Source organism: Bradyrhizobium sp. HKCCYLS3077 (assembly GCF_051167555.1).
In the GTDB taxonomy this organism is placed as follows: Bacteria; Pseudomonadota; Alphaproteobacteria; order Rhizobiales; family Xanthobacteraceae; genus Bradyrhizobium.
On record NZ_JBNPTH010000003.1, the window covers coordinates 353,687 to 368,566 of the forward strand.

12 protein-coding genes are annotated in these 14,880 nt (G+C 65.5%); 4 read left to right on the top strand and 8 right to left on the bottom strand.

Going from position 1 to position 14,880, the window contains the following annotated elements; all coding sequences use genetic code 11:
- Positions 1-24: 24 nt before the first annotated feature.
- Complete coding sequence (locus ACQR0Z_RS13500) at positions 25-366, bottom strand: hypothetical protein (protein ID WP_434857128.1); 342 nt, start codon at positions 364-366, stop codon at positions 25-27.
- Between the two features lie 51 nt (positions 367-417).
- Positions 418-1,260, bottom strand: coding sequence for a hypothetical protein (locus ACQR0Z_RS13505; RefSeq protein ID WP_434857127.1), 843 nt, complete (start codon positions 1,258-1,260; stop codon positions 418-420).
- Between the two features lie 1,121 nt (positions 1,261-2,381).
- On the opposite strand from ACQR0Z_RS13505, the gene ACQR0Z_RS13510 reads away from it, so the two are divergent.
- Positions 2,382-2,738, top strand: coding sequence for an EF-hand domain-containing protein (locus ACQR0Z_RS13510; protein WP_434857258.1), 357 nt, complete (start codon positions 2,382-2,384; stop codon positions 2,736-2,738).
- Positions 2,739-2,826: 88 nt separating this feature from the next.
- Here ACQR0Z_RS13510 and ACQR0Z_RS13515 read toward each other — a convergent pair whose 3' ends face one another.
- Positions 2,827-3,462, bottom strand: a complete 636-nt coding sequence (locus tag ACQR0Z_RS13515; protein ID WP_434919309.1) for a response regulator transcription factor — start codon at positions 3,460-3,462, stop codon at positions 2,827-2,829.
- Between the two features lie 311 nt (positions 3,463-3,773).
- Between ACQR0Z_RS13515 and ACQR0Z_RS13520 the strand changes: the two genes are divergently transcribed.
- The 3 genes from ACQR0Z_RS13520 (at position 3,774) to ACQR0Z_RS13530 (ending at position 10,292) form a co-directional block, all read left to right on the top strand.
- Entirely contained in the window at positions 3,774-6,149 is a 2,376-nt protein-coding gene (locus tag ACQR0Z_RS13520) for a TonB-dependent receptor (protein ID WP_434918938.1), read from the top strand.
- A gap of 365 nt (positions 6,150-6,514) precedes the next feature.
- Complete coding sequence (locus tag ACQR0Z_RS13525) at positions 6,515-9,586, top strand: autotransporter domain-containing protein (RefSeq protein ID WP_434918939.1); 3,072 nt, start codon at positions 6,515-6,517, stop codon at positions 9,584-9,586.
- A 370-nt stretch (positions 9,587-9,956) separates the two neighbouring features.
- Positions 9,957-10,292: a hypothetical protein gene (locus ACQR0Z_RS13530; RefSeq protein WP_434857257.1), complete on the top strand. Its 336-nt coding sequence runs from the start codon at positions 9,957-9,959 to the stop codon at positions 10,290-10,292.
- 126 nt (positions 10,293-10,418) lie between these two features.
- On the opposite strand, the gene ACQR0Z_RS13535 is transcribed toward ACQR0Z_RS13530, so the two are convergent.
- From ACQR0Z_RS13535 to ACQR0Z_RS13555, 5 genes are all read right to left on the bottom strand, one after another.
- Positions 10,419-11,516 (bottom strand): alkene reductase, encoded by a 1,098-nt coding sequence (locus ACQR0Z_RS13535; RefSeq protein WP_434918940.1) that lies wholly within the window; start codon positions 11,514-11,516, stop codon positions 10,419-10,421.
- Positions 11,517-11,802: 286 nt separating this feature from the next.
- Positions 11,803-12,198 (bottom strand): RidA family protein, encoded by a 396-nt coding sequence (locus ACQR0Z_RS13540; RefSeq protein WP_434857121.1) that lies wholly within the window; start codon positions 12,196-12,198, stop codon positions 11,803-11,805.
- A gap of 145 nt (positions 12,199-12,343) precedes the next feature.
- The gene (locus ACQR0Z_RS13545) at positions 12,344-13,111 is read right to left on the bottom strand and encodes an SDR family NAD(P)-dependent oxidoreductase (RefSeq protein WP_434876984.1); all 768 of its coding nucleotides are present in this window, start codon (positions 13,109-13,111) and stop codon (positions 12,344-12,346) included.
- An 89-nt stretch (positions 13,112-13,200) separates the two neighbouring features.
- Positions 13,201-13,431 carry a tautomerase family protein gene (locus tag ACQR0Z_RS13550; protein ID WP_434857119.1) on the bottom strand — a complete coding sequence of 77 codons (231 nt, stop codon included), beginning with the start codon at positions 13,429-13,431 and terminating at the stop codon, positions 13,201-13,203.
- A gap of 25 nt (positions 13,432-13,456) precedes the next feature.
- Positions 13,457-14,695 (bottom strand): lytic murein transglycosylase, encoded by a 1,239-nt coding sequence (locus tag ACQR0Z_RS13555; RefSeq protein WP_434919310.1) that lies wholly within the window; start codon positions 14,693-14,695, stop codon positions 13,457-13,459.
- Positions 14,696-14,880: the final 185 nt, after the last annotated feature.

Consider the following 14,880-nt stretch of genomic DNA (forward strand, 5'->3'; position numbering starts at 1 on the left):
ATGCCGAATGAGATAGCGCTCGCGCTATTTGGAGCAGTCTGTCAAATCGGTGTCGCGCACGACGAACTGCGCGCCTTCCTTCAGCTCGATGTTCTTGGCGATGCAGGTGCGGCCGCCTTGTTCGGACAGCTTGATGTCGTAGCGCCCTGACTTGACGCCGGCCAGGGTCATGCGCTCGTTGTGGTCGACCATGCCCTCGTCGTCGTTCTTGCACTGGTCGGCACCCCAGTTCTTGGTGCCCGCGGCCGCCAGGTACATTTTCACGATCGTCTGCCCGGTGCGGTTGAGAAAGCGCGGCCCGTCCTCGGCTGAGGCGGCGGAGCCAGCCAGGAGGAGAACGGCACAGACGGTGACGGAGCGACGCATGACGAATCCTTTTGCTTGGATGGAGTTGGTATGAGCAGGGCGCGCGGAGATTCAGAAATCCTTGCCGATGCTGGTCTTGATCGCGAGGCCGCGCGAGGCATTCGTCAGGCCGTAGCCGACGCCGAAGCTAAACTCGAAACCCTTGAAGCGGGTGTCGGCCACCGCATAGAGCGTCTGCATCTGCTGATGCCAGGGCAGGATGTGGCCGATCGGCCCGAGATTGGAGAAATGCTCGATGCCAACCGTCCAGCGGTCGCTCAGGCGCTTGACGAAACGGACCGATGGCTCGAAGGCCGAGCCGGCGCCGACGACGCCGAAGGTCATGTTGGCGTTGAAGATCAACTGGTAGTCGTTGGGCAGATTGACGCCGACGATCGGCGTGATCATCTGCGACACGCGCGGCATGGCCTCCTGCACGAAACGAGGCGCGCCCGGCTGACCGGCGGCGCCCTTGTTGGCGACCCATAGATCCGGCGTCAGGCCGCCCTGCGGCGCCAGGATGGTGCGTGAGACGAGGCCGAGGAACACCGTGCGCTCGAGCCGGTCGCCCTGGATGAAGGTCTGGCGTATCGTCACGCCGCCGGACTGGAATGAGTAACCGGGCACGCCATTGTCCATCACGTTGCCCAGTGCCATCGGGACGTTGGCGCGCGCGAACGCATAAGGCGAGGTCAGCGCGATTTCGTACCATTCGGTCGGCGAATAGCCGATCTCGGTCTCACCGGTCAGCGCGCGCTGCGGCACGCGGCGTCCGCCGTTCTGCTGCGGATTGAACGTGGTGAGATAGCCGAACCGCTGCTCGATCTGGAAGTGACCGGGGGAGGCGGGATCGTTACCCTGGATCTCTTCGGCCCGCGCAGCGAACGGCGCGAACAGGAGGGTGGCGGCGGCCATGATCCATCGCGATCCTCCTCGTCCAGATCGTCGTCTTGCAATGCCCGCCGATTGCATATCCTCGCGCTCCCCGTGACTTCAGCAGCTAACGAGTCGGAGCGGCAAAAAAATGCGGTAGTCTCGGCTGAAAGGTGACGCAATCGGGAACGATCCGTTGCGGATCGCCGCATTTCTCAGCTGATTGTTTGGTTCGAAGGCAATAGGGATGTTTCGGCAAGCCGATCGGGATATCTTCACCGATACAATATGGCGTCCCATCCGCGAATGAATCTCAGCGCTGCGATGAATGTGGCGTGTTGCAAACACATTGAGGTCATAGAGCGGGGAAAACATGCGCTGCAGCATGTATCGCTGATCGCCGCATCAGCCAGAGAATGGATGTGCCCGTGCTTCGCACTTTCGGTCATCGTCGCCGCCGATCTCTCCAGCCGATGCGGTCGGGACTGACGATCGCACTCCTGTTGTCCCTGCTGAGTGTGGTGCCTGGGGCCGCCGTTGCGGAAGAATCGCTGCGAGATCAGTTGGAGGCCTGGTGGAAGCAGACCCAGGTCGGCAAGCACGCGAGGAAGAGCTGCGCCAGATCCGAGCACGGCTGCGCCAAGCCCGTGATCGCCCGATCGCGCAACGGACGCGAAGCCGCGATGGCGCCGCCCGAGGCGGAGCATGGTCGCGTCACGCATGTCAGGCGCGCGTCGTCCGGAAAGGACGTCGAGGCCGCAGGGCAGGCGGCGCCGGCAGCGGACATGAGTATCGCCGAGGCGCCAAAGCCGCGACGCGCAGCGAAGCGGGGGCGCCACCTTGCCGCCAATGCCCGTGCCGAGGCGGGAGCAGGCCCCGTCGCCCGTGAGGATGGGCCGCGTCGCGACCGACCCGGGAGATATTTCCTGCATGGGCCCAGGTTCTAGTCCCGGCCCGCCTACAGTAAATTCCCGGACGTCTCGTTCTTGCACTTGCGAAATTGGAACACGTCCCATAGGTCAACGTCACGCGTCGCCGCGGTGAAACCGCTGGTGCGCGTCAACGTTGTTACCGCGCCCTTCATCGCCGCCCCCGTTGGACGGCGGAGACAAAGGATCAATTCGATGAATTGGAAACTGATGATGACGGCAGCCGCCGTCGGCATGGCTGCGATTGTCGGCGCTTCCACGATGGCGGTGAGCGCACCGGCTCCCTCGAAGCTGCTGGTATCCATCGACCCGGACAAGGACGGCACCGCCGACATGAACGAGGTTCGCGCCGCGGCCCTCGCGCTGTTCGATCGCCTCGATCGCGACCATGACGGCACGCTGGATGTCAAGGAACTGCGCGGCCGCGTCTCGGCCAAGGATCTCAAGGCCGCCGATCCCGACAATGACGGGACCCTGACCAAGGGCGAGTACATGGCGCTGGTCGAGGGCCGCTTCAAGGCTGCCGATCCTGACAATGACGGCACGCTCGACGCGAAAGAGCTGAAGTCGGTCGCCAAGCTTTTGAAGTAAGCACGCGGTCCGTCCCGGACCGTTCGACATGGGATGAGGCCCGCGACGGGACACCGTCGTGGGCCTTCTGCTTGTGGGCGCGGCTTGATCACGCGCCCGGCCGTGACATCTCCACCGCGAGGCGGACCAGGTCCGGCAGGCTGCGGGCACCGAGTTTTTGCCGCAGCCGGTAGGTCAGGTTGATGACCGTCTTGTAGCTGATGCCGAGCTGGTCGGCGATCGCCTGATAGGATTTCGCCTGCGCCAGCAGGGCGATCGCTTGGCGCTCGCGGGGCGTGAGCTGTGCGGTCGCGCCTCCATCGGCCTCGGTGCCCAACAGCGCAATACGCTTTGCGAGATCCGGGTCGAGATAGGTGCCGCCGCTCCTGATCTGCTCCAGCGCCCTGGGCAGTTCATGCGGCGGTGCATCCTTGAGCAGATAGCCGCTGGCGCCTGCGTCGATCGCGGAGCGGACGATGCGGGGGTCGGCCAGCATGCTGAACACCAGGATGCGGGCGCGCGGATCATGCGAGCGCATGCGCTCGATCAGGCCGATGCCGCCGCGCTCATCGCCGTGCAGGCGCAGATCGACCACGGCCGCATCGGGCCGGTCGCGAACATAGGCCTCGTAGCCGCTGTCCGCGTCATGCGCCTCGGACACGGCGCCGATTCCGGCCGCATTGAGCAGCCAGCGGCAGGCCGTGATCACGACCGGGTGGTCATCAACAAGCAGAACGCGATACATCCGAGTGACGGTCTTGCCCTGAAGGCGCAGGCGGCGCCGATGTGTTCTATCATCCCGGTTCCGTTGCAAACCAGCACCGGGTGCGACAATGCGGCGGAGCCGAGGGCGCACCAAGGCAAAATGATCGCCGATTTCCGGATTCGGGAAGAATCTCCCTAGGGAGGGAAGAATATTGCCCGTTGCGGCCGCTATGGGCGCTATTTACCAATATTACCGTTCGTAAAATCGTGTGAATCGACTGGATTTGGCGGGGGTGCAGCTCGTGGGGCGAGCTGGCGCCGGGTCGGGTCGATCAGAAACTGGGGGACGTCTTGACCAGACTCTCGGCGCTGAAGAGCGCACTTCTCGCGACGTGTGCGTTTCTGCCTGCAATGGCATCCGCGCAGGATGCTCTACCGACCTTTGATGTCGTCAACGTCTCGCCCGTACAGGGCAGCGAAATGGCGAGAGACAAGATCCCCTCCAACGTCCAGACGATCACCGCGAAGGATCTCGATCGCACCCGGACTCCGTCGCTGCTCGACGGCATTCTGCAGTCGATGCCGGGCGTCTCGCTCAGCGACCAGACCGGCAACCCGTTCCAGCGCGACCTCGACTACCGCGGCCAGACCGCCTCGCCGGTGCTCGGCACGCCGCAGGGCATCGCCGTCTATCAGAACGGCACCCGCATCAACGAGGCCTTCGGCGACATCGTCAACTGGGACCTGATCCCGGAGATGGCGATCGCGCGCATGACCTTGATGCCGAACAATCCGCTGTTCGGCCTCAACGCCACCGGCGGCGCGATGTCGATCGAGATGAAGAACGGCTTCAACTACCAGGGCGCCGAGACGCAGCTGTTCGGCGGCTCGTTTGGCCGCGTCCAGTCGGGCGCGCAATATGGCTGGAACAACGGCACCTACTCGGCCTATATCGCGGCGGAAGGCGCCTATGACCGCGGCTGGCGCGACTATTCTTCGGCATCGCAGATCCGGCGCATGTATGCCGATTTCGGCGCGCGCGGCGACACGACGGAATTCCATCTCTCCTTCACCGGCGCCGACAACAAGCTCGGCTCGGTGGCGGCGACGCCGATCGAGATGCTGAACCGGCGCTGGTCCAGCGTCTACACCTGGCCGCAGTCGCTGCATCTGCAGATGCAGATGGTGCAGGCCAGCCTCAAATGGGCGCCGACCGATACGCTGTCGGTCCAGGCCAATGGCTACTACCGCAATTACAAATCCTCGCGCATCGACGGCAACGGCTCCGAGGTGGAGGACGACAACGGCGAGTTCGTCATCGAGGACGCCAACGGGAACGACCTCCCGATCAATCGCGCGGGCCCGACCGCCAACACGCTGGCAGGCAATATCGCGCTTGGCCAGATCGACCGCAATACGGTGAAGACCGACAGCTATGGCGGCTCGCTGCAGGCGACCTCGACCACCCAGCTGTTCGGCCATGACAATCATTTCGTCGTCGGCGCCAGCGTCGATCACGGCAACACCAACTTCCGGGCGACCTCCGAGCTCGGTACCATCGACGACCGGCTGTTCGTGACCGGACTCGGCGTCTACATCGATCAGCCCGATGCCGGCCTTGCGCCGGTCAACCTGAACGCCAAGAACACCTATCTTGGCATCTACGCCACCAATACCTTCGACATCACCTCGCAGCTGGCGCTGACCGCCGGCGGCCGCTTCAACTGGGCGCAGATCAACCTGCGCGACCAGACCGGATTCGCGCCGCTGCTCAACAGCAACAACAACTTCCAGCGCTTCAACCCGGTGGTCGGCCTGACCTACAAGATTACGCCCAACATGACCGCCTATGCCGGCTACTCCGAGGCCAACCGCGCGCCGACGCCGCTCGAGCTCGGCTGTTCGGATCCGGCCAATCCGTGTCTGATCGACAACTTCCTGATCGCCGATCCGCCGCTGAAGCAGGTGGTGTCCCGCACCATCGAAGGCGGCCTGCGCGGCGAGATCTCCGGCGGCCGCTCGGCGCTGGCCGCCGATCTGCCGGCCTATCGCAAGGCGCCGGTCAAGGCCCCGATCCTCGACGATGGCTGGCGGCTGCGCTGGGGCCTGAGCGTGTTCCGCACCGAGAATTCGGACGACATCATCAACGTCGTCGATCCGGCGAACCCCGTGCGCGGCTATTTCAAGAACGCCGGCACCACCCTGCGCCAGGGTGTCGAGGCCAAGCTCGACCTCGCCTGGAACCGGTGGAGCGCCTACGCCAACTACACGTTCATCGACGCCACCTTCCGCAGCGCCTTCGACGTGAACGATCCGTTCCTGGGCATTCCGGTCGGCGTCGTGTCCGGCAACCACATTCCCGGCATTCCGGCGCATCGCCTGAAGTTCGGGGCTGAATATGCCGTGACGGATGCCTGGAAGGTCGGCGCCAGCGTGAACTATGTCGGCACCCAGTATCTGCTGCGGGACGAGACCAATGTCTATCCGAAGGTCCCGTCCTACTGGGTCGTCAATCTGAACACGTCCTATCAGGTGACTAAGAACGTCGAGGTGTTCGGCCTGGTCCAGAACTTGTTCAACCAGCGCTACTACTCGGCGGGCGCCGTGTTCGATACGGCCGGCTTCAACACGGCCGGCGGTGGCAACGCGTTCGCCTTCAACGATCCGCGCAGCATGGTGCCGGGCATGCCGCTCGCCGCCTATGCCGGCATCCGCGCCAAGTTCTGACGCGTCGAGGACGGCGGCATCGCATAGGCGCAGTCGCGCCGCTCCACGGAAAGCCCCCCACCGTGGCAGGAAGGCCGGGAGAAATCCCGGCCTTTTCGTTTTTGGCTCGATGCCGGGAGGGGCAGGCGCCGGCGCGTCGCGATCGTCTTCGCTCCGGGTCGGAGTGTCTTCCCATCCAATCAGTCGTGTCGATGTGGGCGCTCTCCAATCGCAACAAATAGCCCGTTGTTGCCTACTAATTAGATTGTTAGTTGGATTTTGTCCCTGTTATTTCGAGAAAATTTCGCCTCGCAGCCTCTTGCCAAGGTTTCGATGCAATCGCTCATCAACAAGAAGCGTATGTATTGCGTAGTTGGGGGCGTCGGGTGAGATCTAAGAACAGGAAGCGCAGCGAAGCAGCCGCCGCGAGTGTCGTGCTGTTGTCGACATGGATGGCTGCCGGCGAGGCGAGGGCGGAATGCACGACGCCCGGCGTGACCGTCACCTGCAGCGGCACCATCAGCACAGCGATCACGGTGTATGATGCGGCGGCCGCGACGGCGACGCCGGCCGGCGGCGGCAACGGCTACACGCCGGCCAACCCGGCTTTCCCGGCGACGGGCTACAATCCAAATCCGCCGACGGCGACCATCACGCTCGATTCCACCGCCGTCCGCAATCTCACCACCAACACCCAGACGGGCTTGGCCGACCGCGGCATGATCGCGGCCAATTTCTCCAATGACGAGGACCCTGCGGTCAACAACGTCATCATCAACAATGCCGGCTGGCTCAGCCTCACCACCAGCCAGCTCAGCGCCGGCCGGCTGCATGTCATCGTGGCCGACAGCCAGGTCAACAAGTTCACCGTCAACAACACCGGGACGCTTGCCGTCACCCAGAACTTCTTCGGCACGTTCGATCCGACCAAGCTGACGGTTTCGGTCGGCACGACGGCGTCCGCTCGCTACAACGGCACGAACCTCGCGATCATCTCGGCGCTGTTCTCCGACGACAACACCAACAGCTTCGTCGTGAACAACAAGGCCGGCGGCACCATCTCCGCGGCCGGCAACTTCGCCGCCGCCTATTTTGGCCGCGCCGACACCACGGTGACCAACTCCGGCACCATCGGCAACACCAGCTGGACGGCGGCCAGCCGGTTCTATGACGGCCACTGGGCCATCGCAGCCTTCGCCGGCGCCGAGTTCGAAACCATCCCCGGCAGCAACCCGGATTCGCCACTCTACAAGTTCGACTCCAGCGGCAACGTCACCGTCGCCGAGACCAAGGCGTTGACCCTGACCAACAATGCCACGGGCGTCATCAAGGGCGACATCCTGGCGCTGGACACCAATCCGCTGACCACGGCCGCGGGCCTTGCGACGGGCGCGACCTTCCCGCTGACCGGCAGCGGCTCGAACTCCGGCCCGCGCGACAGCGTCATCACCAATGCCGGCCTGATCCAGGGCAATCTCTATCTCGGCTCGGGCGAGCACGAGATCACCAACAGCGGCACCATCGCCGGATCGATCTCGGTCGATCAGAGCGCTTCGCGCGGATCGTTCGCCAAGGGCACGGCGGGCACCGTTGACGGCACGTTCCGCAGCTCAGGCTCGGGCACCGACGCCAATGGCAACGCCTGTCCGGCGGCAGGGGCCAACACGGCCGATCCGCTCTGCGCCGCGACGACCTCGGTTGCCGCCACCTTCTTCGGCGAGCGCGTCTTCAATCTGGTCAACACCGGCAAACTCGGTGGCGACATCGTGATCAACGACCAGGACGGCGCGACCAACACCATCCTGCTCAAGGGAACCGGCTTCAGCGGCAATGTCGTCGCGCAGAATGGGCTCGGCACCAACGAGCTGACGCTCGACGGCGTGACCAGTCTGGCCAGCGTGGTCAATTTCGGCATGCTCGATCTGATGAAGTCGCAGGTCACGGTCAGCGGCGGCGCCGGCGTGCAACTCGTCGACGGCGCGGTGCTGCGCACGACGATCTTCGGCCCGGGCGGCACGGCGGCGTCGCCGTCGACCAGGCTCGGCAACATCACGGGCGACGTGACCTTTGCGGGGGCGGGGACGATCGCGCCGACGCTGCAAAGCATCGTCCGCAACGGTGACGTCTATCGCGTCGCGACCTCGGTGTCGGCGACCCCGCTCGACGTCGACTTCTCCAGCGCGCTGGTCGGCTTGACCGCGGATACGTCGACCGGCGCCTTGCTGTTGAAGGCGTCCGTGCGCTCGCCTGCCACGATCGCCGGCATCTCGCCGAGCACGCTGGCCGCCCTGAACGGCCTGTTCGCCTCCACCGGCGGCAATGCGCAGGTGCAGGCGCTCGGCGGCGCCGTGCAGAGCCTCGGCACCGACCGGGAGGTGCGCAATGCCGGCGACCAGCTGCGTCCGTTCGTCAATGGCGCACAGGTCCAGGTGCCGCTCAGCACCGCCGCGCTGTTCCAGACCCAGATCGACAACCGACTGACGGCCGCGGCCGCGTCGCCGAATTCGCGGGTGGCCTCCGCGTTCGCAGCGGAGACCGATCCTTTGACCTCGATGCTGATGGCGTTTGGTGCGACCAAGGCGCGCCCGGCGCTGAAGGCGCCGGCGCTCGTGCCAGAGCCGGAGCGGACCGTGTGGGGCAGCCTGATCGGCACCAATGTCTCGCAGCTTGATGTGGCCGGCGTCGCGGGCTATTCCGGAAACACCGGCGGACTGGTGGCGGGTATCGATCAGCGGATCGATGCTGCGTCCCGCATCGGCGCCGCCTTCGGCTACGCCACCTCCAGCATGGACGACCGGACCGCTCCGGGCGACGCCGTCGGCATGCAGCATTATCAAGGCACGGTCTATGGCGCCTATGTGCAGCCGTCATGGTACGTCAACGGCTCTGCCGGCATCGCGCTGGTCGACTACACCACCACGCGGCGCATCAACTTTGCAGGCTTCAGCGACGCCGCCTCGGGCAGCCACAAGGGCTGGCTGACGACGGTGCGCGGCGAGTTCGGCATGCCGGTCCGGGTTGATCAGGCCGTGCTGACCCCGTTTGCCGGCGTGACCTATGCGCGTCTCGATCAGCAGGCCTATACCGAGACCAGCGCTGCCGGCGCGGCCCTGGCGGTCGCCAAGCAGACGACCAACTCGGTGCGCTCAAACCTCGGCCTGCGCGCGACCGTCCCCTTGCTCGTGACCTCGACCTACGGCTTCGGCCTGGAGACCCTGGCGGCGTGGCGCCACGAGTTCGGCAACACGGCGCAGAACGTCACCGCGAGCTTCGCCGGCGGCGGCGCGACCTTCGTGGCCGCGGGTCCGTCGCCCGAACGCAACCTCGCCGAACTCGGTGCCGCGCTCAAGCTCGTGGCGTTCGGCGAACGCCAGTCGATCTCGCTCGGCTACAATGCCGTCGTCGGCAGCCAATATCTCGAACAATCCGCGGTGCTGAAGGTGCGCGCGGAGTTCTGAGGCGGGCGCATCCAAAGTCCAATGGGCGAAAGGCCGGGAGCGATCCCGGCCTTTTGTTTGGCGCGCGCGAATGAGGCTGGGGTGGGGAAGGGCGCGCCCGCGCCGCCGCTCACGCCGGACGACAGGCACGCTTCCTATCCGTGAGGTTCACGTCGGGCAATCGTCCCGCGGCCGTGGTGGGAGAGATCGCCGGGCGTGCCAGGAATTTGCGGGTCGCGTGCAATGAGCCGGGATCAACTACGTAGTTCGGCCACAGATCTCACAGAGCTATTGCGCATCCGTCGCAGCGAGCCATGAGGTGATGAACATGAGAAGTCAGTCGTCGATATCTGCCGCGAGCGTTTTTGCAGCGGCGTTCGCGCTCGGTCTCATGGGCGGTTTTCCGGCTCCCGGCGCGATGGCGCGCGATCTGGACGGTCGCTACGTCAACTCGCCGCTGAAGGGCTGGTTCGAGGGCCTGCGCTCGAGCAAGGGGCCCTGCTGCTCGGATGCCGACGGCACGGCGCTGGCGGATGTCGACTGGGAGATGAAGGACGGCCGCTACCGCGTGCGCATCGAGGGCATCTGGTGGACCGTTCCGGATGAGGCGGTGGTGACCGAGCCCAACCGCGTCGGCAAGCCGATGGTGTGGCCGGTGTATTATCGCGAGCTCAATACGGGCCTGCGGATCGACATCCGCTGCTTCCTGCCGGGAAGCATGATCTAGTTCGATCGGCGCCGCGAATGCACCGCTTGTCGCTGAGCGGGAGGGTGGGCAAAGGCGCAAGGCGAGATGCCTGCCGGCATCATGCTCCGCTTGCTCGCGCGCCGTGCCCACCCTACGAAACCACGACTACTCCGCCGCCTGTGCCGGCTTGAGCGTCGGATAGTCGGTGTAGCCCTTCTCGCCGCCGCCGTAGAGCGTGGCCCGGTCGAGCTCGTTGAGCGGGGCATTCGCCTTGAGGCGTTCGACCAGATCGGGGTTGGCGATGAAGGGGCGGCCGAAGGCGATCAGGTCGGCGGCATTGGCGTCGAGCTGCTTGTCGGCGAGCGCGCGATCGTAGCCGTTATTGGCGATGTAGGTGCCCTTGAAGCGCTTGCGCAGCGAGGCGTAGTCGAACGGCGCGACGTCGCGCGGGCCGCCGGTGGCACCCTCGATGACGTGGATGTAAACGAGGTTCAGCGCGTTGAGCTGGTCGACGATGTAGTCGAACAAGGCCTGCGGGTTGGAGTCGCTGATGTCGTTGGCGGGCGTCACCGGCGACAGGCGGATGCCGGTCTTGCCGGCGCCGATCGCGCCCGAGACCGCCTTGGCGACCTCGAGCATCAGCCGGGCGCGGTTCTCGATCGATCCGCCGTAACCGTCCATGCGCTTGTTGGCGCCGTCCTTGGCGAACTGGTCGAGCAGGTAGCCGTTGGCGCCGTGGATCTCGACGCCGTCGAAGCCGGCCTCGACTGCATTCAGGGCCGCCTGCCTGAACGCCTCGACGATTCCCGGGATCTCGTTGAGCTCGAGCGCGCGCGGCGCCGAGACATCGGCGAAGGTGCCGCCGACGAAGGTCTTGGTTTTGGCCGCGATGGCCGAGGGCGCGACCGGTGCGCCGCCGTTCGGCTGCAGCGAGACGTGCGATATGCGGCCCACGTGCCAGAGCTGAATGAAGATGCGCCCGCCCTTAGCGTGCACGGCGTCGGTCACCTTGCGCCAGCCGGCGATCTGCTCTTTCGAATAGATGCCGGGCGTGTCCTGATAGCCTTGGCCCTGCTGCGAGACCTGGCTGGCCTCGGAGATCAGCAGGCCCGCGTCCGCGCGCTGGGCATAATAGGTGGCCGTCAGCGGCCCGGCGGCGAGGCCTTCGACAGCGCGGTTGCGCGTCAGCGGCGCCATCACGATGCGATTGGCCAGCGTGATCGGACCGAGCTTGGCGGGCTCGAACAGTTTCGACGTGCTCATCGGCTCTTCCTTTGGGAGGGGACAGGTCAGGGTGAATTGTGCATCGCCGCAGACGGCACAATGGGCAGAGCCATTCAAAAAATGCAGACGGGTTCCGCGCGAGCTGTGCAGAACGGATGTCATCTCCAGCGCTCTCGTGGGAGGAGATCATGCTCGTGGCCAGTCACGATGGTCCCGCGCGCGGGATTACGGCAGCACCACTCCGGTCGTCAGAGCATCCTGGACCGTCGGCCCGATCGATTCGACCGCATGCTCCCGGTGGCTCTGGAGGACAGGGGAGAAGCCATCAGGCGTCAGGAATGCGCGCAACGACCTTCACCTCGAAATCGAACCCGGCCAGCCAATTAACGCCGACAGCGGTGATGTTCGGATAGGGTGGTTCACCAAGAAATTCGTCGCGGACTTTCAGCAGGGTGTCCATTTGCGATGGAGGATCGGTGAGAAACATCGTGACATCGACGATATCTGCGGAGGTGCAGCCCGCAGCACTCAACACCGCCTCCAGGTTCTGAAAGGCAAGCCTGACCTGACGTTGATAATCCGGCTCCGGAGAGCCGTCTTCGCGAGACCCGACTTGCCCTGAGACGAATAGGAGGTCGCCCGAGCGGATCGCCGCCGAATATTTATACTTGTCGTACAGCGCTTGGCGCCCGGCGGGAAACACAGCCTGTCGTCGCGTCATGATCGTCCCTCTCGTGATCCCCCGGATATATAGTCAAGAGGTCGGTATGACATGAGGTATTCGGTCGCGTTGGAACCGTCTCGGCTTCCGCGTCCGGCAAGCGAGAAGCTTGTTGCGGGACAGCGCGACAGCTACGAGCGCGGGCCTACGGCAGAGCAATTCCGGTCAATTCGCCTAGTCTCGCGATCAGCCCGTCCTGGAATGCCGGATCGGTGGCTTCGCGCGCCGGCTCCTGCTGCCGGAGGTGATGCCAGTAGCGGCCGCTGACCTGCGCCTCGGCATCCTCACTGACGGCGAGCCAGGCTTGCGTCCGTTGCCCGGTGTCGATGTCGACCGGCGCGCCCGCTCCGCCCATGCGCGTGCGCACCCAGCCGGGGTCGACGGCGTTGCTCAGCACCTGGGGCCAGCGTCGCGCCAGCGCAAATGCCAGGGCCACGACGTGCAGCTTGGTCTCGGCATAGGCCTTGGCCGAATCCCAGGGCCGCTTGGTCCAGTCGAGATCCGCCAGCGAGCCTTCACCGCCGCGATGCAGCCCGCTGCTGAGATACACCAGCCGGGCCGGGCGCTCGATCAACGCGGTCAGCATGTACGGTGCGAGCGTGTTGACGGCGAAGGTGATGGCGTGGCTTTCCGGAGTGTCGCCGCGGCCCGGCTGCGTATAGACGCCGGCATTGTGGATGACCGCGTCCATGCGGCCGATTGCGTTGACCTGGTCTGCGATCTGTCGCGTCTCCTCAGCACTGCTGAGATTGCCCACCGCGATCCCGGCCGCCCGCGATCCCAACTCGCCCAGGACCGCGGCGCGGTCGGCTGTCCGCGCGTGCAGCACCACACGATGCCCCTGATCGAGCAGCGATTGCGCGGCGGCGCGGCCGAGCCCATCGGTGCTGCCGGTAATGAAGACGATGGCCATGGATGATCCTCCGAACGCGTCAGGCTGTCCCGCTCGATCGTCGCAGCGGCAAATCACAACGCTGTGGGTGCGATCATGGCACCATCAGCTCATTGCGGCTCGTAGCCGGGCTTCTTGTAGATCGTACCGGCCTTGTCGATGATGTCGGGCCCGTACACCTTGGCCGTCCATTCATTCGCGGCGACATCCTCGATGCCGACCGAAATGGAATCTTCGGTGGAGTTCAGCGTGCGCATCACCGCTTCGGTGAGCGCCTTCGCGAGCGCCTGCTTCTGCTGTTCGGTCCTGCCCGGGTAGAGCTTGACGATGACGTGAGGCATTGGCCTTATCCTTCGACGTTGATGATCAGCGCGACGCCGTGGCAGGAGCCGGCGCGGCTTGCGCCCGCGGCGTGCCGCCGCGCATTCGTGCCAGCAGCTCCGCCGTCGGCCAGGAATCCGCCGGCAGCCCCAGCCGCTGCTGCATGGTCTTGACCGCGATCCGGCTCTGCTGTCCCAGCACGCCGTCGACCTTGCCGACGTCGAAGCCGGCCTTCACCAGGAGCTGCTGCAGTTCCTTGATCTCGTTGAACGGCAGCTGGGCGACGGGAGCGGTGGGCTTGCGCATCGGGGCGGCGCCGGCGATGCGGGTGGCGAGGTAGGCGGCGGTGGTCGAATAGATCAGCGAATTGTTCCACTCGGTGTAGGCGGCAAAATTGGCGTAGGCCAGGAACGCCGGGCCGTTGCGGCCCATCGGCAGCAGCACCGAGGCTTCCAGCGCATCGTTTGGCAGCGGCCGCCCGTCGGCATAGGTGACGCCGAGACCGGCCCATTTGCTGCGCGCCGCCTTGACGGTCAGATCGGCCTGCTCCCAGGGGAAGCTCGAGGGCACGCGGATCTCCTCCAGCCACGGTTCGCCGCGACGCCATTTCAGCCCCGTGGCGATGTAGTTCGCCGTCGAGCCGATGACGTCGGCGGGGCTGCGCAAGAGGTCGCGCCGGCCGTCGCCATCATAGTCCACGGCGTAGGTCACATAATGCGTCGGCAGGAACTGGGTCTGGCCGAGCTCGCCGGCCCAGGAGCCGATCATCTCGGTCGGCGTGAGATCGCCGCGGTCGATCACCTTCAGCGCGGCGATGGTCTCGTTCTGGAAGCGCTCGCTGCGGCGGCAGTCATAGGCCAGCGACACCAGCGACGGCAGCACCGGCAGATTGCCCATGTTGGCGCCGAAATCGCTCTCCAGCCCCCAGAACGCGGCGATGACCGCCGGCGGCACGCCATACTCCTTCTCGGCGCGCGCGAACGCCGCCGCATGCATCCTGATGTGCTGCTGGCCATTCTGCATCCGGTAGACCGCCGCCATGCGGCCGGCGAACTCGGTGAACAACTGGCCGAACACGCGCTGGCCGCGGTCGCGGTTGACGATGCCCTGGTCGTAGGTGAGGTAGGGCGATGCGGCGGCGATCGCGCGCTGCGATACGCCGTCGGCCATGGCGCGCTGCTTCAGCTCGGCGAGGAAGCGATCGAAGCTTTGGCCGTTATGGCAGGCCGCGGCGCGCATCGAGGGCGCCGGCTTCGGCCGCGGCGCTGCCGCCTCCGGCGCCATCTGCGCCGACGCGCTCGCAGCCAGCATGAAGGAGGTTGCGAGCGCGCTGAAGGTCACGCGCAAGGCAGTCGAAGAGCTTCGCATCCGGTCTCACCGATGGCTGTCTAATCCCTTGTGCCTCCATCGATATCCGAACCGGGGGAAAAGGGAAACGGCCATGGGCAGGTGTCGTGGGCGCGGCGGCG